The organism is Kitasatospora sp. NPDC052868 (assembly GCF_044547105.1).
In the GTDB taxonomy this organism is placed as follows: Bacteria; Actinomycetota; Actinomycetes; order Streptomycetales; family Streptomycetaceae; genus Kitasatospora.
The window spans coordinates 373,676-394,977 of sequence record NZ_JBITZW010000002.1; the positions used below are offsets into that span (position 1 = coordinate 373,676).

At 73.9% G+C, this 21,302-nt stretch carries 18 protein-coding genes; 13 read left to right on the forward strand and 5 right to left on the reverse strand.

Features of this window, described 5'->3' with window-relative positions:
- Positions 1 to 252 precede the first annotated feature (252 nt).
- A complete protein-coding gene (locus ACIGZJ_RS05315; protein WP_396456024.1) occupies positions 253 to 1,257 on the forward strand; it encodes an aldo/keto reductase in 1,005 nt (334 codons plus the stop codon).
- A gap of 110 nt (positions 1,258 to 1,367) precedes the next feature.
- Positions 1,368 to 1,958 (forward strand): TetR family transcriptional regulator, encoded by a 591-nt coding sequence (locus ACIGZJ_RS05320; protein WP_396456025.1) that lies wholly within the window; start codon positions 1,368 to 1,370, stop codon positions 1,956 to 1,958.
- Between the two features lie 78 nt (positions 1,959 to 2,036).
- Here ACIGZJ_RS05320 and ACIGZJ_RS05325 read toward each other — a convergent pair whose 3' ends face one another.
- The gene (locus ACIGZJ_RS05325; protein WP_392931823.1) at positions 2,037 to 2,303 is read right to left on the reverse strand and encodes a GlsB/YeaQ/YmgE family stress response membrane protein; all 267 of its coding nucleotides are present in this window, start codon (positions 2,301 to 2,303) and stop codon (positions 2,037 to 2,039) included.
- A gap of 197 nt (positions 2,304 to 2,500) precedes the next feature.
- On the opposite strand from ACIGZJ_RS05325, the gene ACIGZJ_RS05330 reads away from it, so the two are divergent.
- The gene (locus ACIGZJ_RS05330) at positions 2,501 to 3,739 is read left to right on the forward strand and encodes a glycosyltransferase (RefSeq protein WP_396456026.1); all 1,239 of its coding nucleotides are present in this window, start codon (positions 2,501 to 2,503) and stop codon (positions 3,737 to 3,739) included.
- An 81-nt stretch (positions 3,740 to 3,820) separates the two neighbouring features.
- On the opposite strand, the gene ACIGZJ_RS05335 is transcribed toward ACIGZJ_RS05330, so the two are convergent.
- The 4 genes from ACIGZJ_RS05335 to ACIGZJ_RS05350 form a co-directional block, all read right to left on the reverse strand.
- Entirely contained in the window at positions 3,821 to 5,374 is a 1,554-nt protein-coding gene (locus tag ACIGZJ_RS05335) for an NCS1 family nucleobase:cation symporter-1 (protein ID WP_396456027.1), read from the reverse strand.
- Positions 5,371 to 6,402, reverse strand: coding sequence for a TIGR03842 family LLM class F420-dependent oxidoreductase (locus ACIGZJ_RS05340; RefSeq protein WP_396456028.1), 1,032 nt, complete (start codon positions 6,400 to 6,402; stop codon positions 5,371 to 5,373). The genes ACIGZJ_RS05335 and ACIGZJ_RS05340 overlap by 4 nt, the downstream gene beginning before the upstream one ends.
- A 94-nt stretch (positions 6,403 to 6,496) precedes the next feature.
- Entirely contained in the window at positions 6,497 to 7,906 is a 1,410-nt protein-coding gene (hydA, locus tag ACIGZJ_RS05345; protein WP_396456029.1) for a dihydropyrimidinase, read from the reverse strand.
- 14 nt (positions 7,907 to 7,920) lie between these two features.
- Complete coding sequence (locus ACIGZJ_RS05350; RefSeq protein ID WP_396456030.1) at positions 7,921 to 8,763, reverse strand: nitrilase-related carbon-nitrogen hydrolase; 843 nt, start codon at positions 8,761 to 8,763, stop codon at positions 7,921 to 7,923.
- Positions 8,764 to 9,176: 413 nt separating this feature from the next.
- Between ACIGZJ_RS05350 and ACIGZJ_RS05355 the strand changes: the two genes are divergently transcribed.
- From ACIGZJ_RS05355 to ACIGZJ_RS05400, 10 genes are all read left to right on the forward strand, one after another.
- Entirely contained in the window at positions 9,177 to 12,464 is a 3,288-nt protein-coding gene (locus ACIGZJ_RS05355) for a hypothetical protein (protein WP_396456031.1), read from the forward strand.
- A 47-nt stretch (positions 12,465 to 12,511) separates the two neighbouring features.
- Complete coding sequence (locus ACIGZJ_RS05360) at positions 12,512 to 12,589, forward strand: putative leader peptide (protein WP_101948289.1); 78 nt, start codon at positions 12,512 to 12,514, stop codon at positions 12,587 to 12,589.
- A 176-nt stretch (positions 12,590 to 12,765) separates the two neighbouring features.
- The gene (locus ACIGZJ_RS05365; RefSeq protein WP_396456032.1) at positions 12,766 to 13,320 is read left to right on the forward strand and encodes a cysteine dioxygenase; all 555 of its coding nucleotides are present in this window, start codon (positions 12,766 to 12,768) and stop codon (positions 13,318 to 13,320) included.
- A complete protein-coding gene (locus ACIGZJ_RS05370; protein WP_392931839.1) occupies positions 13,314 to 13,700 on the forward strand; it encodes a rhodanese-like domain-containing protein in 387 nt (128 codons plus the stop codon). Before ACIGZJ_RS05365 ends, ACIGZJ_RS05370 begins: the two co-directional genes overlap by 7 nt.
- A 432-nt stretch (positions 13,701 to 14,132) precedes the next feature.
- Positions 14,133 to 15,326, forward strand: coding sequence for an ABC transporter ATP-binding protein (locus tag ACIGZJ_RS05375; RefSeq protein WP_396456033.1), 1,194 nt, complete (start codon positions 14,133 to 14,135; stop codon positions 15,324 to 15,326).
- The gene (locus ACIGZJ_RS05380; protein ID WP_392931843.1) at positions 15,316 to 15,984 is read left to right on the forward strand and encodes an ABC transporter permease; all 669 of its coding nucleotides are present in this window, start codon (positions 15,316 to 15,318) and stop codon (positions 15,982 to 15,984) included. The genes ACIGZJ_RS05375 and ACIGZJ_RS05380 overlap by 11 nt, the downstream gene beginning before the upstream one ends.
- On the forward strand, positions 15,981 to 16,658 hold the full coding sequence (locus tag ACIGZJ_RS05385) for an ABC transporter permease (protein ID WP_392931844.1): 678 nt from the start codon (positions 15,981 to 15,983) through the stop codon (positions 16,656 to 16,658). Before ACIGZJ_RS05380 ends, ACIGZJ_RS05385 begins: the two co-directional genes overlap by 4 nt.
- 35 nt (positions 16,659 to 16,693) lie before the next feature.
- A complete protein-coding gene (locus ACIGZJ_RS05390; RefSeq protein ID WP_396456034.1) occupies positions 16,694 to 17,632 on the forward strand; it encodes an ABC transporter substrate-binding protein in 939 nt (312 codons plus the stop codon).
- 139 nt (positions 17,633 to 17,771) lie between these two features.
- Complete coding sequence (locus tag ACIGZJ_RS05395) at positions 17,772 to 18,389, forward strand: hypothetical protein (RefSeq protein WP_396456035.1); 618 nt, start codon at positions 17,772 to 17,774, stop codon at positions 18,387 to 18,389.
- A gap of 709 nt (positions 18,390 to 19,098) precedes the next feature.
- Positions 19,099 to 21,150 (forward strand): glycosyl hydrolase family 18 protein, encoded by a 2,052-nt coding sequence (locus ACIGZJ_RS05400; RefSeq protein ID WP_396456036.1) that lies wholly within the window; start codon positions 19,099 to 19,101, stop codon positions 21,148 to 21,150.
- Positions 21,151 to 21,302: the final 152 nt, after the last annotated feature.

Sequence of the window (21,302 nt, forward strand, 5' to 3'; positions counted from 1 at the left end):
CGCGGGGGGGGGGGGGGGGGGGGGGGGGGGCCCGGGGGGGCGGGGGGTGGGGCGCCGGGGGGGGGGGGGGGGGGGCGGGGGGGGGGGGGGGGGGGGGCCCCCCCCCCCCCCCCCCACGGCGGTGACGAATGACGGACTTCAGGTGACGAATAACGGATGACGGATGACGGATGACAGATATTGAAATCTGTCATCCGTCATGCCATAGTTGAAACACGTCAGCCACCCCCTCCCCGCCACCAGGAGCCCACCGTGCCCACCACCCCCCGCACCACCCTCGGCGCCACCGGCCCGGCCACCTCCGCCCTCGGCCTCGGCTGCATGGGCATGTCCGACCTCTACGGCCCCGCCGACGAGGCCGAGAGCATCGCCACCATCCACGCCGCCCTCGACGCCGGCGTCACCCTGCTCGACACCGGCGACTTCTACGGCATGGGCCACAACGAGCTGCTGATCCACGACGCACTGCGCGGCCGCAACCGCGAGGACGTCCAGATCAGCGTGAAGTTCGGAGCCCAGCGCAGCCCCGCCAACGACTGGCTGGGCTACGACGCCGGCCCGGCCGCCACCAAGTCCTCCCTCGCGTACACCCTGCGCCGCCTGCGCACCGACTACATCGACGTCTACCGCCCGGCCCGGCTGGACCCGAAGGTCCCGATCGAGGAGACCGTCGGCGCCATCGCCGACATGGTCAAGGCCGGCTACGTCCGCCACATCGGCCTGTCCGAGGTCGGCGCCGACACCCTGCGGCGCGCGGCCGCCGTGCACCCGATCAGCGACCTGCAGATCGAGTACTCGCTCATCTCCCGCTCCGTCGAGGCGGGGATCCTGCCCACCGCCCGCGAGCTGGGCATCGGCATCACCGCCTACGGCGTGCTCTCGCGCGGCCTGCTCAGCGGCCACTGGAGCCCCGACCGCGAGCTGGCCGGTACGGACTTCCGCGGCCACAGCCCGCGCTTCCAGGGCGACAACCTCACCCACAACCTCACCCTGGTCGAGGCCCTGCGGGCGATCGCCACCGCCAAGGGCGCCACCGTCGCGCAGGTCGCGATCGCCTGGGTCGCCTCGCGCGGCGAGGACATCGTCCCGCTGGTCGGTGCCCGCCGCCGCGACCGCCTCGCCGAGGCCCTCGGCGCGCTGGACGTCGAGCTCACTCCGGCCGACCTCGCCGCCATCGAGGCCGCGGTCCCCGCCGGGTCCGCCGCCGGGGACAGGTACGCTGCCGCACAGATGGCCCATCTCGACAGCGAGCACTGAGCGCGGCGGACGCCGCCGACGGGCTCGCCACCGAGCGCCGGACCGCCTGTCAGCCGCACGACCGTGCGCCACCCCGGTGGCGGACGCACCACCCGTAAGGACGTGTCCCCGTGACCACGGACAACGCACTCACCCCCGAGCAGATCCTGAGCGCGGCGGAGGACGTCCTCAGGCGGTTCGGCCCGGCCAAGGCCACCGTCGTGGACGTCGCCCGCACCCTCGGTGTCAGCCACGGCAGCGTCTACCGCCACTTCCCCAGCAAGGCGGCACTGCGCGACGCCGTCACCCGGCGCTGGCTCGACCAGACGCACACCAGCCTCGAACTCGTCGCCGTCGAACCCGGCCCCGCCGTGGAGCGCCTGCACCGCTGGCTGGTGACCCTGTTCACGGCCAAGAAGAAGAAGGCGCTCGACGACCCGGAGCTGTTCGCCACCTACATGGCACTGATCCCGGAGACCGGCAGCACGGTCGAGGCCCACATCGAGACCCTGATCGCCCAGATCGGCCAGATCATCCAGGACGGCGTCGAGGCCGGGGACTTCCGCCCCACCCACATCGCCACGACCGCCAGGGCCGTGTTCGAGGCGACCGCGCACTTCCACGACCCGGCGTACGCGGTGGAGTGGAACGACCCGAGCGCTCCGGACCGCCTCGAGGCGGTGTGGTCCCTGCTGCTCGGCGGCCTGCTCCGCACCCCCTGAGCGCAGACGGCTCAGGGCCGGCCGGCGGACGGCCAGGAGGCCGCGGCCGGACCGGCCCCGCCGGTGCGTCACATCACGTCAGCTGCGGGAGTTCCCGAAGAAGATCCGGTAGAGGATCAGCAGCACCAGGGCCCCGCCGATCGCCGAGGCCCAGGTCGCCAGGTCGAAGAAATGCGCCGACACCGACCGGTGGAAGACCTTCGAGGCGATCCAGCCCCCGACGAAGGACCCGGCGATGCCGATCAGGGTGGTCACCACCAGGCCGCCCGGGTCCTTCCCCGGCAGCAGCAGCTTGGCCAGGGCCCCGGCCACCAGCCCCAGCACGATCCACGCGACGATGCTCATCCGTCCGTCCTCCCGCCCTCCGTCGCGGCGGCACCCGAGCCGACCGCTCCACTGCCGTGGACGCCGGCGCACACCTGTCCGGTTCCCGGGCCCAGGGCTGCTCCTTCGGATCACGCCGCCCGCCTGGCGTGGCCCGTAGGCGAGGCCCCATGCGTGGCGTCCTCGCCCGGACCGGCGGGCGGCGCGATACTGCGGCCATGCGCATCCTGATCGCCGCCGCCGGCTCCCGGGGTGACGTCGCCCCCTTCACCGGTCTCGGCACCCGCCTCCAGGCGGCCGGCCACCAGGTGGCGGTGGCCACCCACGGCACCTTCGCCGACTCCGTACGCGCCGCCGGCCTGGAGTTCCGCCCGCTCCCGATCGACCCCCGCGAGGAACTCGCCTCCGCCCGGGGCCAACGCCTTCTGCAGGCCGGCTCCGGGCCGTCGGCGGTCCTTCGACTCCTGCGCCTGGGCCGTGCGTTCATGCCCGCCCTCGGCGGCGGCATCGCCGACGCCACCGCCCTGGGCGCCGACCTCCTGCTCACCACCGGCACCACCGCCGCCTTCGGCCAGGCCGTCGCCGAGGCCGCCGGCATCCCCAGCCTCGCCCTGTACCTCCAACCGCTGGCCCCCACCCGCGAGTTCGCCCCGGCCGTGACCGGCACCCGGTCCCTCGGCCGCACCGGGAACCTGCTCGCCGGCCATGCCGTCCAGGCCGCCGTCGACCAACTCTTCGCCCCCGCCGTCCGCGGGTTGCGCCACCGACTCGGCCTGCCGCCACGGGGGATCGCCCGCGCCCGCCGCAACCAGCGGATCCTGCACGGCTTCTCCCCCGCCGTGATCCCCCGGCCCGCCGACTGGCACCCCGGCCTCGACGTCGTCGGCTACTGGTGGCCGCACCAGGACCCCGCCTGGCAGCCCCCGTCCCGCCTCGTCGACTTCCTCGCCGCCGGCCCGCCGCCCGTCTTCGTCGGCTTCGGCAGCCTGGTCGTCCCGGATCCGGAGCGGCTCACCGCCACCGTCCTCGCCGCCGTACGGGCCGCCAAGGTCCGGGCGGTCCTCCAGTCCGGCTGGAGCGGCCTCGGCGGCGCCGACAGCGAGACCGTCCTCACCGTCGGCGACACCCCGCACCACTGGCTCTTCCCGCGGATGGCAGCCGTCGTCCACCACGCCGGCGCCGGCACCACCGCCGCGGCCCTGCGCGCCGGAGCGCCCGCCGTCCCCGTCCCCGGCCAGCTCGACGCGCCGTTCTGGTCCGCCCGCGCCACCCGCCTCGGCGTCTCCCCCGGGCCCGTCCCGCTGCACCGGCTCACCGCCCCGCTCCTGGCCGCCGCGATCCGCCGGGCCCTGGACGACCCCCGCCACCTCGAGCGCGCACGGTCCCTCGCCGCCACCCTCGCCACCGAGGACGGCGCCGCCAAGGTGCTGACCACCGCCGAGCGCCTGGCGGGTTGAGAAGCCCCGTCGGACGGCTCCGTCGGACGGCCCCGGCGACCGGAGGCAGCCCGGATGGCCGGCCGAGCCGCCCCGGCGCCATCACCCCTGTCGGGCCCGGGAGTCCAGGCTCAGCACCGTGTAAAGCAGCAGACCGGTCGCGAAGCCCACGGCCCAGCCGTAGTCGGCGAGCGGCTTCAGCGCCGGGATCAGGCCGTCGACGGGGAACGGGCCGGTCGCCGCCCCGGCGGAGTCGACGGTGGAGTACGAGCCGCCGACGGCGAGCAGACCGCCCACGCCGAAGGAGAGCACGGCGCGCCAGTTCCAACCCGACCGGTACCAGTAGGGTCCGGCGCCCGGCGTGTAGAGAGCGGCCAGGTCGAGGAGGGTGCGGCGGACGATCCAGTAGTCGGCGATCAGGATGCCGGCCACCGTACCGAGCACGCCGCCGACCAGGCCCAGCCAGGTGAAGATGTACATCTCGGGGCTGGAGAGCAGCTTCCACGGGAAGATCGCGATCCCCACCACGCCCGTGATCAGCGCCCCCGTACGGAAGTCGACGAGGCGCGGCGCGAGGTTGGCCAGGTCGTAGGCGGGTGAGACGACGTTGGCGGCGATGTTCACCGAGAGGGTCGCGACCAGCACGGTGACCAGGGCGAAGATGATCCCCGGCACACTGTCGATCTTCGCGGTGAGTTCGATCGGGTCCCAGATCGCCGTGCCGTAGACGGCCTCCGAGCCCGAGGTGACCAGCACCGAGAGCACCGCGAAGGCCGTCATGGTGGTCGGCAGGCCCAGCGCCTGGCCGAGCGCCTGGGCGCGCTGGCCGCCCCCGAAGCGGGTGAAGTCGGGGATGTTGAGGCTGAGGGTGGCCCAGAACCCGATCATGCCCATCAGCCCGGGGAAGAAGACCTTCCAGAACTCGCCGCCCCAACCGAGTTCGGAGGGCTGCGACAGCAGTGTGCCGAGCCCGCCGGCCTTCACCGCGATCCACACCAGCAGGGCCACCGCGCCCACGATGACGAACGGGGCGGCCCAGTTCTCCACCCTCCGCAGCGTGTCCATCCCGCGGTGGATGATCGCCATCTGGACCGCCCAGAACAGCAGGAAGGAGAGCCAGAGCGTCCACGGGTGGCCGCCGAACTCCGCCGCGGTCCGCCAGGATTCGCCGAACAGCTTGCCCGCCAGCAGGAAGATCCCGGAGCCGCCGATCCAGGTCTGGATGCCGAACCAGGCGCAGGCGACGGCGGCCCGGACGAGTGCGGGCAGGTTGGCGCCGCGCAGGCCGAAGGACGCGCGGGCGAAGACCGGGAACGGGATCCCGTACTTGGTCCCGGCATGGCCGGTGAGCAGCATCGGCCCGAGCACGATCAGATTGCCGAGCGCGATGGTGAGGACGGCCTGCTTCCAGTCCATGCCGAGCGCGACCAGGCCCGAAGCCAGCGTCCAGGACGGGATGTTGTGGGCCATGCCGACCCACAGCGCGAGGAAGTTGTAGGTGGTCCAGGTGCGCCCGGCGACGGGGACGGGCAGCAGGTCGTCGTTGGTGAAGCCGTTGGCCGGGAGGGTGACGGCCGGGTCCAACTCGACTCGGCCGTCGGGGTGCTGGATCTCGGGTGCGGCTGCGCCGGCCCCTATCGCGCCGGTTCCGGTCACCGGCGGGCCCCTTCGGCCAGGTGCGGGATGACGTCGGCGCCGTACGCGTCGATGGTCTGTTCGACGGCGTCGTGCATCGCGTAGACGGCGAACTGGTCGACGCCGAGGGCGCGGAGCCGCTCCAGGCGTTCCAACTGGGTGGCCACCGGTCCGATGAGGCAGAAGCGGTCGACGATCTCGTCGGGGACGAAGGCGGTGTCGGGGTTTCCGGCGCGACCGTGGTGGCTGTAGTCGTAGCCCTGCCGGTCCTTGATGTAGTCGGTGAGGGCCTCGGGGACGAGGTCGGAGTGCTCGCCGTAGTGGGTGACCAGGTCGGCGACGTGGTTGCCGACCATGCCGCCGAACCAGCGGCACTGTTCGCGGGCGTGGGCGAGGGCGGCCGGGGAGTCGTCGTCGGTGACGTAGGCGGGGGCGGCGACGCAGATGGTGAGCGCGGCGGGGTCGCGGCCGGCCTCGGCGGCGGCCGCCCGGACGGCCTTGATCATGTACTCGGTGAGGTACGGGTCGGCGAGCTGCAGGATGAAGCCGTCGGCCTGATGGCCCGTCAGGGCGAGTGCCTTGGGGCCGTACGCGCCCATCCAGATGGGCAGTTCGGCGCCGGACCGCACCCAGGGCAGGTGCATCTCGGTGCCGTCCACCTCGATCGAACGGCCTTCGGCCAGGGTCTTGATGGCGTTCATGGCCTCGGAGAGCCGGGCGAGCGTGGCGGGGCGGCGGCCGGCGACGCGCATCGCGGAGTCGCCGCGGCCGATGCCGCAGACGGTGCGGTTGCCGTACATGTCGTTGAGGGTGGCGAAGAGGGAGGCGGTGACCTCCCAGGTACGGGTGGAGGGGTTGGTGACCATCGGGCCGACGGTCAGCCGCTCGGTCTCGGCCAGGATCCGGCTGTAGATGACGAAGGGTTCCTGCCAGAGCACGCAGGAGTCGAAGGTCCAGCCGTGGGTGAAGCCGGCCCGCTCGGCGCGGACCATGCGGTCGATGAGCAGGCGGGCGGGCGGGTCGGTCTGCAGGACGAGGCCGATGTCCATGGGGGCGCTCCAGGGAAGGGGCCACCCGGGGGCCGGCGGTGACGGCCCCCGGGCAGCGGCCGGGCAGGGAGAGGGGAGGAGGGAAAGCGGAGGCTCAGGTGAGGTACTGGCAGGTGTCCCGGCGCAGGAAGGCGCCGTGGCCGGCCCGTCCGTGCCAGCTTCCGCCGTCCACGAGGACGGTGCCGCGGGAGAGCACCGTCCGGGCGCGGCCGGTGAGTTGGCGGCCCTCGTAGGCCGAGTAGTCGACGTTCATGTGGTGGGTGGCCGCGGAGACGGTCTGGACGGCGGTGGGGTCGTAGACGACCAGGTCGGCGTCGGCGCCGGGGGCGATGGTCCCCTTGCGCGGGTGCAGGCCGAACATCCGGGCGGGCGTGGTGCAGGCGATCTCGACCCAGCGGCGCCTGCTGATCCGACCGTCGACCACGGCCTGGTGGAGCAGGTCCATCCGGTTCTCCACGCCCGGAAGGCCGTTCGGGATCTTGGAGAAGTCGCCCCGGCCGAGCTCCTTCTGGCCGACGAAGCAGAACGGGCAGTGGTCGGTGGAGACCACCTGGAGGTCGTTGGTGCGCAGCCCCCGCCAGAGCGCCTCCTGGTGCTCGCGGGGGCGCAGCGGGGTGCTGCACACGTACTTGGCGCCCTCGAAGCCGGGCTCGGCGAGGTTGTCGGTGGAGAGGAACAGGTACTGCGGGCAGGTCTCGCCGAAGACGTTGAGGCCGGCGTCGCGGGCCTGGGCGAGTTCGGCGAGGGCGGAGGCGGCGGAGACGTGGACGACGTAGAGCGGGCTGCCGGCGACCTGGGCGAGCCTGATCGCGCGGTGGGTGGCCTCGGCCTCCAGGAGTTCGTGCCGGACCTCGCCGTGGTAGCGGGGGTCGGTGCGGCCGGCGGCGAGGGCCTGTTCGACCAGGACGTCGATGGCGATGCCGTTCTCGGCGTGCATCATGATCAGCCCGCCGTTGGCGGCGCCGCGCTGCATGGCGCGCAGGATGCGTCCGTCGTCGCTGTAGAAGACGCCGGGGTAGGCCATGAAGAGCTTGAAGGAGGTGGATTCGCCGGAGTCGACGAGGGCGTCCATCTCCTTGAGCACGCCGTCGTTGACGTCGGAGACGATGGTGTGGAAGGCGTAGTCGATGGCGCAGTTGCCGTCGGCCTTGGCGTGCCAGGCGTCGAGGCCCTCGCGCAGGGCGCCGCCGACGGGTTGGACGGCGAAGTCGACGATGGTGGTGGTGCCGCCCCAGGCGGCGGCGCGGGTGCCGGTCTCGAAGGTGTCGGAGGCCGAGGTGCCGCCGAAGGGCAGTTGCATGTGGGTGTGGGCGTCGACGCCGCCGGGGATGACGTAGTGGCCGGCGGCGTCGATGACCTGGGCGTCCCCGTTTCCCCAGGCCGCGGCGGCGTCGCTGCCGGTGGCGGCGAGGGCGGCGATCCGCTCGCCCTCGATCAGGACGTCGGCGTGCAGTTCGTCGGTGGCGGTGATGACGAGGCCGCCGCGGATGACGGTTCGGCTCATGGTGTCGGCCCCTCTCACGCCTCGGTCAGGGGTCCGTAGGCCTCGGGCCGCCGGTCGCGGTAGAACGCCCACTGCTGGCGGACCTGCTCGATCAGGCCGAGGTCGAGGTCGCGGACGACGAGTTCCTCCTCCTTGTCGGAGGCGACGTCGCCGACGAACTGGCCGCGCGGGTCGACGAAGTAGGAGGTGCCGTAGAAGTCGTTGTCGCCGTACTCCTCGGTGCCGACCCGGTTGATGGCGGCGACGAAGTACTCGTTGGCGACGGCGGCGGCGGGCTGTTCGAGCTGCCAGAGGTAGCCGGAGAGCCCGCGGCTGGTGGCGGAGGGGTTGTAGACGATCTGTGCGCCGGCCAGGCCGAGGGCGCGCCAGCCCTCGGGGAAGTGGCGGTCGTAGCAGATGTAGACGCCGACCCTGCCGACGGCGGTGTCGAAGACGGGCCAGCCGAGGTTGCCGGGCTTGAAGTAGTACTTCTCCCAGAAGCCCTTGACCTGGGGGATGTGGTGCTTGCGGTACTTGCCGAGGTAGCGGCCGTCGGCGTCGATCACGGCGGCGGTGTTGTAGTAGACGCCGGGCTGGTCCTCCTCGTAGACGGGGACCACGACGACCAGGCCGAGTTCGCGGGCGAGGTCCTGCATCCGGACGACGGTGGGGCCGTCGGGGACGGCCTCGGCCCAGCGGTAGTGCTCGGGTTCCTGGACCTGGCAGAAGTACGGGGCGTTGAAGACCTCCTGGAATCCGATGATCTTCGCGCCCTGGGCGGCGGCCTCGCGGGCGTACCGCTCGTGGAGGGCGATCATCGATTCCTGATCACCGGTCCACCGGGTCTGGACGAGGGCGGCGCGGACGATCTGCGACATGGGTACCTCCGCAACTCCGGGGCCCAGCCTGGGGGTCGGGCCAGCGGTCTGAGGGTTGACGGGGCGGATCCGCCTGCGGGTCCACGGGTGTTCCACCCGCGAATCTACGTGCGTAGAACGTGGTGCGTAGACCGTAGGCCCGGCTTCGGTGGCCTGACAATACGTCGGACGCAACGCGGTTGGGGCGGTCTTGTTGCGCGGACACGCGGGGTCTCCCGGATGGGATGAAACGGTCATCTACCCCGCGAGCCTCCTTCTTACTCATTTGAGTGAATCCCTGTGCGAGGTACTGCGTGTCGGGGTAGGAAGCGCCATGATGCTGCTCCGGTCCGTCACCGGTCGGCATCGGAGGGTCACGGCCGGGGTCGTCCGGCGCAAGCGGTCGGGCAGGAGTGGTCACGGGGGAGGTGGACGTGACGGCGGCACAGGAGCAGGAGCAGGAGCAGGCGGTACCGGAGCAGGGTGCGGGCGCACCGCAGGCGGAGTCGGTCGCGCCCGCCGTGCGGCGGGCCGGTCGAGGCGGCCGGCGCCTGGCCGCCTGGGCCCGGGAGCCGACGCGGCGGCCCCCGGTACCGGCGTGGGCGGGTCTGCTGCTCGGCCTCGGATCGCTGCTGCCGGCCGTGTCGGGGAGCCTGCTGTTCGCCCACCGGGCCCCGCCGGTGCAGGACGTCCGACTTCAGCTGGCCGGCTCCCGTGCGGCGGCCGCGGCCGTGGTCGGCGACCGCCTCGGCGACTACCGCGCGGCGCTGCGGGCCGACCACTTGCTGATCGGCGGCTACACCCTGACCCTGCTTTCCGCCTGCCTGTTGGGCGCGTACGTCGCCTCCCGGCCGCGGACCAGGATCGTCGCACTCGGCGCGGCGGGCGGCGCACTGCTGGCCGGCCTGTGCGACCTCGCGGAGGACGTCCTGCTCGGCGCCGGCCTCGACCGGCTCGCGGCCGGCGGCGGCTCCGACACCCCCTTCGCCGTCGCCGCGGGCCTCGCCACCGTCAGATGGCTGCTGCTCCTGCCGGTCGGGGGGTTCGCGCTGGCCGCGCTCGCCGTCACGCTCGGCCGCGCCCTGCCCGCCGCCCTCCGGCGCGAGCGGCCCCGCCACCCGGCCGCCCCCGGGGCCGCGACCCAGGGCCCGCCCGACCCGTCCGGGACCGCCCCGCCCTCCGCGGGCGGCCAGGGCGGCCCCGAGCTGATCCCGCCCTGGCCGGTGGCCACGGCGCACGGCGGGCGCTGGCCGCCCGACCGCCGCGCCCACCCGCCGCTCGACCAGCACGCCCGCTGGCGCAACGGCGCCCGGGTGCCGCCCGGCCGGGAGCACGCCCGGCTCGGCTTCTGCGTCTCCGGCGGCGGGATCCGCTCGGCCTGTGTCACCCTCGGTGCGCTGCAGGCGCTGCGCCCCTGGCTGCAGCAGGCCCGCTACCTGGTCTCCGTCTCCGGCGGCGGGTACACCGTCGGGGCGATGCAGCTGGCGCTCAGCGACTCCGCGCCCGGCTGCCCGGTGCCCGTCGCCTCCGGCCTGACCTCGGACAACGTGATGGAGCCCGGCTCACCCGAGGAGGACCACCTCCGGCGCCACTCCAAGTACCTGGCCGACGGCGCCGGCCAGTGGCTGGTCGCCCTCTGGACGCTGCTGCGCGGCCTGGTCGCCGCACTGACGCTGCTGCTCGCCGCCGTGCTGGTGGTCGGCCTCGGGCTCAGCCAGTTCTACCGCCTGGTGCCACTGACCGACCTGGACGGCCTGGCCGCGATCGGCCTGGGCACCGGCGGCGGCGCCCGCCTCGGCCCGCTCGACCTCCGACGGCCCGCCGTGGGGGCCGCCCTCGGGCTGGGGGCGGCGGCCGTCGGCTGCCGGCTGCTGTGGCTGCTGGCCTTCCCCCTGCTCGGCTGGGACAACCCGCTGCCCCGCACCCTGCGGCGGCTCTCGCACGCGGCCCTCGCGCTGGCCGCGCTGGTGGCCACCGGCACCCTGGTGCTGCCGGGCCTGGCCTGGGGCGCGGTCCGGCTGCAGCAGGCGATGGCGGTCGACGCGGGCCGGACCGGCGCCGGCCTCAGCGTCACCGTGCTGCTCAGCTACCTGGCGCTGCTGCTCGGCATACTGTGGCGCGGACGCCGGGCGATCGAGCTCGGCGCGACCGGCCTCGGCCGCCTGCTGCGCGGCACCCGGCAGGCCGGCGGACTGGCCGGCGGGCTCGCCGAGTACCTGACGGTGTGGGCGGCCCTCGCGGCGCTGTCGGTCGGGGCGCTGCTCGCCCTCGGCTGGGCGGTCGCCACCGGCCGCGACTGGCCCGTCCTCGCCCAGGTGCTGCTGCCGGTGGTGCTGGGCGCCGTCGGACTCAACCTGGACCAGACCTGGATGAGCCTGCACCCGTTCTACCGGCTCCGGCTAGCCTCGGCCTTCGCCGTCCGGCGGGCCACCGAGGACGGCGAGGCGCTGGCCCGCCCGTACCCGTTCTTCCGGGAGCCGACCTGGCTCAGCCACTACGGCGCCCGGCACCCCGGCTTCCCCCAGGTGATCTTCGCGGCCGCGGCGAACCTGTCCGGCAGCTCCCGAACGCCACCCGGTCGCCGGGCGGTGTCGTTCACCTTCTCGCACGACTACGTGGGCGGTCCGGACGTCGGCTACGCCCGGACGGACCTGCTGGAGCGGCGCACCCGCGGGCACATCGCCCGGGATCTGACGGTGCAGTCCGCGATGGCCGTCTCCGGCGCCGCGTTCTCCTCCGCGATGGGCCGTCAGTCCCGGGCCTACCAGGGGCTGTTCGCCGTCACCAACTCCCGGCTCGGCACCTGGCTTCCCAACCCCGCCGCACTCGCCGCGCAGTGGGCGCCCGAGCAGGACTGGCGGCGTGCGCCGCAGCCGGCCGTGCGCCGCCTCCAGTACCAACTGCGGGAGCTGTGCGGGCGCTTCCCGATGGACGACCGCTTCCTGCTCACCACCGACGGCGGCCACTACGAGAACCTGGGGCTGGTCGAGCTGCTGCGGCACGGCGTACGGACGGCGGTCTGCGTCGACGCCAGCGGGGACACCTCCTACGCCGCCACCCTCGCGGCGGCGATCACCCTCGCCCGTGAGGAGCTGGGCATCGTCATCACCCTGCACGGGCCCGAGCGGTTGATCCCCGGCAGCGCGGCGACGGACCGGCCGCCCGACGGCGGGGACGGGGGCGGGGACGGCGAGGGGCGGTCGGCGCCGTTGCGCGGGCTGGCGGCGCAGCTGGCCGCGCGGCTCTCCGCCACCGTGGTCGTGACCGGGGACATCCACTATCCGGATCCGCTCGACCTCGGCCGCAGCGGCGCCGGAGCGGACGGCGGCGGCGGTGGTGGCGGCGGGCAAGGAGCGGACGGCGGTGGCGGCAGCGGGCAAGGAGCGGACGGCGGCGGTACGGGCGGCGGCGGGCGCCGCGGCACGCTGGTCCTCGTCCAGGCCGTGCTCACCGCCGGCATGCCGTACGAGCTGCACTCCTACGCGGTGGCCAACGCGGCCTTCCCGAACGACAGCACCAGCGACCAGTGGTTCGACCACCGCCAGTTCGACGCCTACCAGACGCTGGGCCGCTACCTGGGCGAGCAGGCGGCGCCCGTGATCAAGGCGGCGCTGGCCGCGGCGGACGGCGCGGCGCCGAGCAGCGGCGTACCGTCCGCCGAGGCGCCCGGCGCCGCACCCACCCCGGCCCCTCCCCCGCCCCGGCGCGCCGCGCAGGGGTGACGGGGCTCGCTTGACTCGTGCCCGCTTCGTCGGGAAAGATCCGGCGCATGGACTCCGGCACCACTCTGGTATGCCGCCTGCACGTCGATCTGCGACGCCAGGCGAGTTCCATCTGTGCCTGTTGACCTTGCTCCTTCCCGCCGGTCCCGCCCTGTGACGTCTTCCGGGGTCCGCACCGCGCACTCGTCTCCACGTTCCTGACGCGCCCCGCCGGGCGCACCCTGCCGCCGTGTCGGCGCGCCCGCCCCCGGGCTCCGCCACCGCGCGACCCCGTCTCTCCCGCCTTCCCCGAGGACGCCCTATGAGCCTGGACCTCGCCCCCGACCACGCCCCTTCCCCGGCCACCGCCACCACGTCCGTCACCGCCACCGCGTCGGCGGGACCGGTCGAGGAGGCCCCCGCCCCGCTGGCGCCGGGCACGCTGCGCGAGATCGTCCGCGAGCTGGCCGAGCGGCCCGAGCAGTGGATCCACCACGTCCGGCTCTCCATGGAGGAGCGCTGGTACCGGCGGCTGGCCGCCGACCAGGACCACGAGGTCTGGCTGATCAGCTGGCTGCCCGGCCAGTCCACCGGGTTCCACGACCACGGCGGCTCGCGCGGCGCGTTCACCGTCGCACTCGGCGAGTTGGAGGAGCTGTCCCTGGGCGGCCCGGAGCAGGGCCTGCTGATCCGGCGGATCCCGGCCGGCACCGCCCGCGCCTTCGGCCCGGAGTACGTGCACGACGTCCGCAACACGACGGCCGGACCGGCCGTCACCATCCACGCCTACTCGCCGCCGCTGAGCGAGATGGCGCACTACGACCTGCGGGCCGGCGGGCTCGTCCGCACCTCGGTGGAAGGACCGGAGCAATGGTGACCACGATCGACGACCTGGTGGAGCGCGCCCGCGAGGGCGTCCACCGCCCCCGGGCCCGCGAGGCCTACGACGCACACCTGGAGGGCGCGCTGCTGGTGGACATCCGGCCGGCCGCCCAGCGGGCCGCGGAGGGGGAGATCCCCGGCTCGCTGGTGATCGAGCGCAACGTGCTGGAGTGGCGGCTCGACCCGACGGGCAGCCACCGCATCCCGGAGGCCTCCGGGTACGACGTGGAGGTGATCGTGGTCTGCTCGGAGGGCTACGCCTCCAGCCTGGCCGCCGCCTCCCTGCGGGAGCTCGGGCTGCACCGGGCGACCGACCTGGACGGCGGCTTCGTCGGCTGGGCCGCCGCCGGGCTGCCGACACGTCAGGGCGGCTGAGCGCCCGGCGGCGGCAGCGGCGGCCCAGCGGCGGTAGCGGCCGACCGGCCCATCGGCTGTACCGCGGTACGACCGAACGGCCCAGGGCCTCAGCCACCGCAGCCGTCGCGGGCCGCCACAGGGCCGCCACAGGCCGCCACAGCGCCGCGGCACCGCGACGGCCGATCCGCACCCGACCGACCGTCACCCGGCGGTCCGGGCCGTCCCACCTGGTGGTAATTCAGGGACAGGAGGTAATTCAGGTCATAGGCTGATCAGAGTTTCCGCCGGTCCAAAGCTGGGCAGCCACGCGGGCGGAAGAACGCCCAGGCAGGTAGGTCGACAGATGTCCCCGACATCACGGACAGTCACCTACCGGCAATCCGCCACCGACCGACCGACCGCCACCATCGGCGCCGCCACCACCCGGGCGCCCGAGCTAGGAAACTCCTCTTGATCAGATTCGACGGCGCGGGCAAGCGCCACCCCGACGGCACGATCGCCGTCGGGGGCCTCGACCTCGACGTTCCGACCGGTCGGATAACCGTGCTGGTCGGCCCGTCCGGCTGCGGCAAGACCACCCTGCTGCGCATGGTCAACCGGATGGTCGAACCGACCTCGGGGCGGGTGCTGCTGGACGGTACCGACGTCGCCGAGCTGGAGCCGGCCAAGCTGCGCCGCGGCATCGGGTACGTGATCCAGCAGGCCGGGCTCTTCCCGCACCGCAAGGTGATCGACAACATCGCCACGGTCCCGTACCTGCTCGGCTGGGACCGCCGCAAGGCCCGGGCCCGCGCCGCCGAACTGCTCGAGCTGGTCGGCCTCGCGCCGGAGACCGGCAAGCGCTACCCGTTCCAGCTCTCCGGCGGCCAGCAGCAGCGCGTCGGCGTGGCCCGGGCGCTGGCGGCCGACCCCCCGGTCCTGCTGATGGACGAGCCGTTCAGCGCCGTCGACCCGGTGGTCCGGGCGGGCCTTCAGGACGAACTCCTGCGGCTGCAGTCCGAACTGCAGAAGACGGTGCTGTTCGTGACGCACGACATCGAGGAGGCCGTCCGGCTCGGCGACCAGGTCGTGGTGCTGCGCGAGCAGGGCCGGATCGCCCAGCTCGCCGACCCGCACACGCTGCTCACCGCGCCCGCCGACGACGGCGTGGCCGCCTTCCTCGGGCGCGACCGCGGTCTGCGCGGGCTGGGCCTGCGGTCGGCCGGCACCGTCGTCACCCGTCCGGTGACCGCCGGGCTGCGGTACGAGGGCTGGGAGCTGGCGCTGGACGACGAGCGGCGCCCGATCGGCTGGATCGACCGGACCGCCGTCACCGCCGAGCTGCACCCGGCGGCCGGCTACCGGCCCGGGAGCGACACCCTGCGCACCGCGCTGGACGCCGCCGTCCTCTCCCCCGCCGGGGTCGCGGTCGCGCTGGACGCCGACGGCCGGGCCACCGGCACGGCCACCCGGGAGGCGGTCCTCGCCGCGCTCGCGGTACCGGCCGCACCCGCCGGACGGACCCCCGCAGCCGCACCAACCGCACCGACTGCCGCGGACGCACCGGCTGCCCCTGCCGCACCGGCTGCCGCGGCCGCGTCGGCCATCCCGGCCGACCAGGACGTCGCCGGTGTCCCGCAGGAGGGCGCTCCCGGTGGACGATGAACCGATCGTCCGCTGGTACTGGATCGGCGACCACCTCGGCTACCTGGGCGACCTGCTGCGCGACCACGCCGTGATCGCCCTGCTCCCGGTGCTGATCGGACTGCTGGTATCGGTGCCGCTGGGCCTGGCCTGCACCCGCTACCCCCGGCTCTACCAGCCGTTCGCCGCCGTCTTCAACGTCGTCTACGCGCTGCCCTCGCTGGCCGTGTTCGTGGTGCTCATCCCCTACACCGGGCTGGCCACCCAGGCCACCGTGATGATCCCGCTCACCTTCTACGCGATCGCCGTCCTGCTGCCGACCACGGTGGAGGGGCTGCGCGCCGTCCCGGAGTCCGTCCGGCAGGCGGCGACCGCAATGGGGTACGGGCCGTGGCACCGGCTGGCCTCCGTCGAACTGCCGGCCTCCGTCCCGTACCTGGTCGCCGGGCTGCGGGTGGCCGCGGTCTCCAGCATCTCGCTGGCGAGCGTGGGCGCCCTGGTCGGCCGCGGCGGTCTCGGCTACCTGTTCATCGACGGCTTCCAGCGGACCTTCCCGACCCCGATCGTGGCCGGGATCGTGCTGATCGCGGCGCTCGCGCTGGCCGTGGACCTGCTGCTGGTCGGCGCCCGGAGGGTGCTCGCGCCGTGGGCCGTCCGCGAGAAGGGGGCGGTCCGATGAACTGGCTCTCCTGGCTGGGGGACTTCTTCTCCTCCCCCGACCGCCGCAGCGGCCCGGACTCGATCGTGAACCGGGTCGCCGAGCACCTGCTGCTGTCCGGTGAGGCGCTGCTGTACGCCGCGCTGCTGGCCGTCCCGCTCGGGCTGCTGATCGGCTACACCGGGCGCGGCGCCACCGCCGTCACCTCGCTGGCCGGCGCCGCCCGCGCGCTGCCCACGCTGGGGCTGGTCACGCTGGCGGTCCTGCTCGCCGGGGTCGGCGACACGGCCGTGCTGATCCCGCTGGTCGCGCTCGCCGCGCCGCCGCTGCTGGTGGCCGCCGTCGAGGGGGTGCGCGGCACCGACCCGGACGTCCGGGACGCGGCGCGGGGCATCGGGCTGACCCACCCGCAGGTGCTGTGGCAGGTCTGCGTGCCGTCCGCGCTGCCGACCCTGCTGGCGGGGTTCCGCACCGCGACCGTGCAGGTCATCGCGACGGCGACGGTCGCCGCCTACGTGGGCCTCGGCGGCCTCGGCCGCTACGTCATCGACGGGCTGGCCACCCGGAACTTCGCGGTGACGGTGGGCGGTGCCCTGTTGGTGGTGCTGCTCGCGGTCGGCGCCCAGCTGTTCTTCGCCCTGCTCGCCCGGTACGCGCTCCCGCCCGGGCTGCGTGCCCAGCGCCGGGCCCGCTGATCCTCCCACCCGTTCCCGAAAGGACACACATCACCATGTCGACATCCGCCCACCGTGGCAACGGCCGCCGCCTCCTGGTTCTCGGCACCCTCTCCGCGCTCGCCCTCGGCGCCACCGCCTGCGGCTCCTCCGGCGGCGACCCGCTGGCCTCCGGCTCGAAGACCGGCGGCTCCGGCGACGGCGCGGGCTCGACCGTGGTGGTCGGCTCGGCGAACTTCCCCGAGAACGTCCTGCTCGGCTCGATCTACTCGCAGGCGCTGAAGGCCAAGGGCGTCAAGGTCGAGGAGAAGTTCAACATCGGCAGCCGCGAGCTGCTCTACGGGCAGCTCAAGGACGGCAGCCTGACCGTGCTGCCCGAGTACAACGGCGCGCTGCTCGCCTACCTGGACCCCAAGACGACCGCCGCCACCAAGGAGGAGGTCAACGCCGCGCTCGCCACCACCCTGCCGGCCTCGCTGGGCCTCCTCGACTCCTCGCCCGCCGAGGACAAGGACTCGCTGAGCGTCAGCCAGGAGAGCGCCGACAAGTACCAGCTGAAGAGCATCACCGACCTGGCCGCCAAGGCGGGCGAGTTCACCATCGGCGGCCCGCCGGAGTTCAAGACCCGCCGCGAGCAGCAGTTCAAGGACGTCTACGGGCTGACCTTCAAGGAGTGGAAGCCGACCGGCGAGACCACGGCCAACGCCCTGAAGGACGGCTCGGTCCAGGTCGGCAACGTCTTCACCACCGACCCGAAGATCACCCAGCTGAAGCTCGTGCCGCTCTCCGACCCGAAGAACATCTTCGGCGCGCAGAACGTCACCCCGCTGGTGAACAAGGCGGGCGTGGACGCCAAGGCGACGGCCGCGCTCAACGCGGTGTCGGCGAAGCTGGACACGGCGGGCCTGTCCGGGCTGATGAAGCGGGTCGCCGTGGACAAGGAGGACCCGTCGGCGGTCGCCAAGGACTGGCTGAAGGCCAACGGGCTGAGCTGAGCCGGGGGCGATTCGGGCCGCAGCCGGGTAGGCCCGGCTGCGGCCCCGGGTGCCGGTCCGGGGCGGGCGTGGGTCCGGGGCGGGCGTGGGTCCGGAAGGGATCTTCCCTTGAGCGGCGCGAACATGACAGTGTGACGGGATGCGCACTCGTCTCCTCGCCGCCACCCTCACGGCATTCGCCGCGGTGAGCCTCGCCGCCTGCTCCAGCTCCGGGTCCGGGACCACCTCCGCCGCGACCGCCCCGAGCGCCACCGCCCCGAGCGCCACCTCGGCCACCACGCCCGCCGGCTCCCCGGCCGATCCCACGGCGCCCGCGTCCGCCCCCGCATCGGCCTCCGCGCCCGCGCCCGCCCCCACGACCGGCGCCCCGGTGCCGCCCGCGTCGCCCGCACCGTCGGTGCCCGCCACCGACGCACCGGCCCCGGACGCGACCGCCCCTGGCGTCCCCGCACCGTCCAAGCCCGCACCGCCCGCCGACGCCGGGCTGCCCACCAAGCCGGGCACGGACGGCTCCGCCCAGCTGGTCGCCGCGCTGGACGCGATCGACCCGGCCATCGTCGACGGCAAGCCCGAGCAGGCCGTCGACCGGGCCCGCAACCAGTGCCAGTCGATGTACCAGTTCCCGAAGGACCGCGCCAAGCTGGTCGAACTGGCCAACCAGCGCTTCACCACCCCGGACCACCCGCAGGGCTTCGGCGCGGAGAAGGCCGAGAAGATCATCGACGCACTGCGCGGCACCCTCTGCCCGCCGGCCTGAGGCCCCCTGGCCCTTCGACCTGAGGCCCTTCGGCCCGGGCCCCGACCGGCCCGCCCCGAGCTGCCCGGTGTCCTGAGCACCGGGCCGCCGTGGCCGCGCGCAACGACCGGCGCGCGGCCACGGCACCCTGCGCGCTCAGCACCGCCACACCGCCCGCACCGCCGGGCCCCCGCACCCCCGTCTGAAGCAGCGGCGGGGAGGTGCGCCGCCGTCGCCAGGTGACCCGGGAGCCCCCGTCGAGATCACATCCGGCGCCGATCATCCCCGGAGCGACATCGCCCGCCACAGGCGGATTGTTCGTCCGACGACTGCCACATCTGTCAGTTGACGAACTGTTAGGAGTCTTGACAGACGAGTGGTCTAGTCCAACCATAAGCATGTCGATCCGACCGGGATGCACTGTGGGGGTGTGACCACCGGCGGCTGAGGCATTGCCCTGCCCTGCTCCGCACCGCCCCCGACCCGCACGGCGAACGCGTGCCCACGCAGCGTCGTCCGTCCGTTCCGCGCGTCCACGGGGTACCGCACGCCCGCACGCCGCACGCCCCCACCCTGGCAGTTCCACGGCTCCCGCAAGTCCGCAGCTCCGCAGTCCACGGCCAAGCGGCTTCACGGCTTCACGGCTTCACGGCCGCGCGCAGTTGCATGCCCCGCCACGCAACCCAGTGCTTCACCAACGTCCTGCCCCACCAAGTCTGTTGGAGAACCCATGCGTCTACGCAGAACGATCCAGGCCACCCTGACGGCCTGTGCCGTGCTCGCCGCCTCGGCCGGCCTGGTGGCCGCCGGGGCGGCGTCCGCCGAGGCCGCGACCCCGCTGCCGACCCGGGTGTTCGCACCGTACTTCGAGTCGTGGACGGGCCAGAGCCCGGCCACCCTGGCGGCCCAGTCCGGGGCCAAGCACCTGACCATGGCGTTCCTGCAGACCGCCACCAAGGGCTCGTGCACGCCGTATTGGAACGGCGACAGCTCACTGCCCGTCTCGTCCTCCTCGTTCGGCGCCGACATCGCGGCCATCCGCGCAGGCGGCGGCGACGTCATCCCGTCCTTCGGCGGCTACACCGCCGACAACACGGGCACCGAACTCGCCGACAGCTGCACCGACGTGAACCAGATCGCGGCGGCCTTCGAGAACGTCATCACCACCTACGACATCAGCCGGATCGACCTCGACATCGAGGACAACTCGCTGACCAACACGGCCGGTATCGACCGCCGCAACAAGGCGATCAAGCTGGTGCAGGACTGGGCCGCCGCCAACGGCCGCTCGATCCAGTTCTCCTACACCCTGCCGACCACCCCCACCGGCCTGGCGTCCAGCGGGCTGGCGGTGCTGAAGAACGCGGTCACCAACAACGCCCGGATCGACGTCGTCAACATCATGACGTTCGACTACTACGACGGCGCCACCCACGACATGGCGGCCGACACCCAGACCGCCGCGACCGGTCTCTACAACCAGCTGGCCAAGCTGTACCCGACCAAGACCCCGGCGCAGCTGTGGGGTTCGGTCGGCATCATCGAGATGGTCGGCGTCGACGACTACGGCCCGGCCGAGACCTTCACCGTCGCCAACGCCACGACGGTCTACAACTGGGCGGTCTCGAAGGGCGTCAACACGCTGTCCTTCTGGGCCCTTCAGCGTGACAACGGCGGCTGCCCGGGCACCGCGGGCAGCGACAGCTGCTCCGGAATCAGCCAGGGCACCTGGGACTTCACCCACATCTTCGCGCCGTTCACCAGCGGCACGCCGGTCACCAACGACTTCTCGGTGGCGGTGAGCCCGGCCTCGGGTACGGTGGTGGCGGGCTCCTCCACCAGCGCGACCGTCAACACGGCCGTCACGGCCGGTTCGGCGCAGACGGTCAACCTCGCCGTCAGCGGCGCCCCGGCGGGTGTGAGCGCCACGGTGACCCCCGGCAGCGTCACCGCCGGCACCGCCGCCACGCTCAACATCACCACCACCGCGGCCACCGCACCCGGCACCTACCCGCTGACCGTCACCGGCAGCGCCGCGTCCGGCAGCCACACCGCGACATTCAGCCTGAAGGTGACGGGTACTCAGCCCGGTAACGACTTCTCCATCGCGGCCACGCCGGCCTCCGGTTCGGTGGCGGCGGGCTCGTCCACCAGCGCGACCGTCTCCACGGCCGTGGCCTCGGGTTCGGCGCAGACGGTCAACCTCGCCGTCAGCGGCGCCCCGGCGGGTGTGAGCGCCACGGTGACCCCCGGCAGCGTCACCGCCGGCGCCGCCGCCACGCTCAACATCACCACCACCGCGGCCACCGCACCCGGCACCTACCCGCTGACCGTCACCGGCAGCGCCGCGTCCGGCAGCCACACCGCGACCTTCACCCTCACCGTGACCGGCGGCACGCCGACCGGTCTGGTGAACGGCGGTCTGGAGACGGGCAGCCTGGCTCCGTGGACCTGCCAGAGCGGCGGCGCCGTGGTCTCCACGCCGGTCCACTCCGGCTCCCACGCGCTGCAGGCCGCGGCGACCGGCGGCCAGACCGGGCAGTGCGCCCAGACCGTCACGCTGGCACCCAACACCTCGTACACGCTGAGCGGTTGGGTGCAGGGCAACTACGCCTACCTCGGGGTGAGCGGCGGCGCCACCGCCAGCACCTGGACGAACTCGGCGGGCTGGACCAAGCTGACCGTCCCGTTCACCACGGGCGCGTCCGGCACGGTCACGGTCTACCTGCACGGCTGGTACGGCCAGGGCAACGTCTTCGGCGACGACTTCTCGATCGCCTGATCCGAGGCCCCGGATCCCCCTTCCACCCCGCCGGGGGGGGGGCGCCCCCCCGCCCCGCCCCCCCCCCCCCCCGCCGCGGGGGGGGGGGGGGGCGGCGGGCCCCCCCCCCCGGGCGCCGGGGGGGGGGGGCCGCCCCGGGGGGGGGAGCCCCC

Excerpts from the sequence above, each read along its gene's own strand:
- ACIGZJ_RS05350 (WP_396456030.1), bottom strand. The coding sequence starts at position 8,763 with ATGTCGCAGATCGTCCGCGCCGCCCTCGTCCAGACCCGGTGGACCGGT.
- ACIGZJ_RS05400 (WP_396456036.1), top strand. The coding sequence starts at position 19,099 with ATGCGTCTACGCAGAACGATCCAGGCCACCCTGACGGCCTGTGCCGTG.
- ACIGZJ_RS05360 (WP_101948289.1), top strand. The coding sequence starts at position 12,512 with ATGGACTCCGGCACCACTCTGGTATGCCGCCTGCACGTCGATCTGCGA.
- ACIGZJ_RS05395 (WP_396456035.1), top strand. The coding sequence starts at position 17,772 with ATGCGCACTCGTCTCCTCGCCGCCACCCTCACGGCATTCGCCGCGGTG.
- ACIGZJ_RS05330 (WP_396456026.1), top strand. The coding sequence starts at position 2,501 with ATGCGCATCCTGATCGCCGCCGCCGGCTCCCGGGGTGACGTCGCCCCC.
- hydA (WP_396456029.1), bottom strand. The coding sequence starts at position 7,906 with ATGAGCCGAACCGTCATCCGCGGCGGCCTCGTCATCACCGCCACCGAC.
- ACIGZJ_RS05390 (WP_396456034.1), top strand. The coding sequence starts at position 16,694 with ATGTCGACATCCGCCCACCGTGGCAACGGCCGCCGCCTCCTGGTTCTC.
- ACIGZJ_RS05340 (WP_396456028.1), bottom strand. The coding sequence starts at position 6,402 with ATGGACATCGGCCTCGTCCTGCAGACCGACCCGCCCGCCCGCCTGCTC.
- ACIGZJ_RS05385 (WP_392931844.1), top strand. The coding sequence starts at position 15,981 with ATGAACTGGCTCTCCTGGCTGGGGGACTTCTTCTCCTCCCCCGACCGC.
- ACIGZJ_RS05325 (WP_392931823.1), bottom strand. The coding sequence starts at position 2,303 with ATGAGCATCGTCGCGTGGATCGTGCTGGGGCTGGTGGCCGGGGCCCTG.
- ACIGZJ_RS05365 (WP_396456032.1), top strand. The coding sequence starts at position 12,766 with ATGAGCCTGGACCTCGCCCCCGACCACGCCCCTTCCCCGGCCACCGCC.
- ACIGZJ_RS05370 (WP_392931839.1), top strand. The coding sequence starts at position 13,314 with ATGGTGACCACGATCGACGACCTGGTGGAGCGCGCCCGCGAGGGCGTC.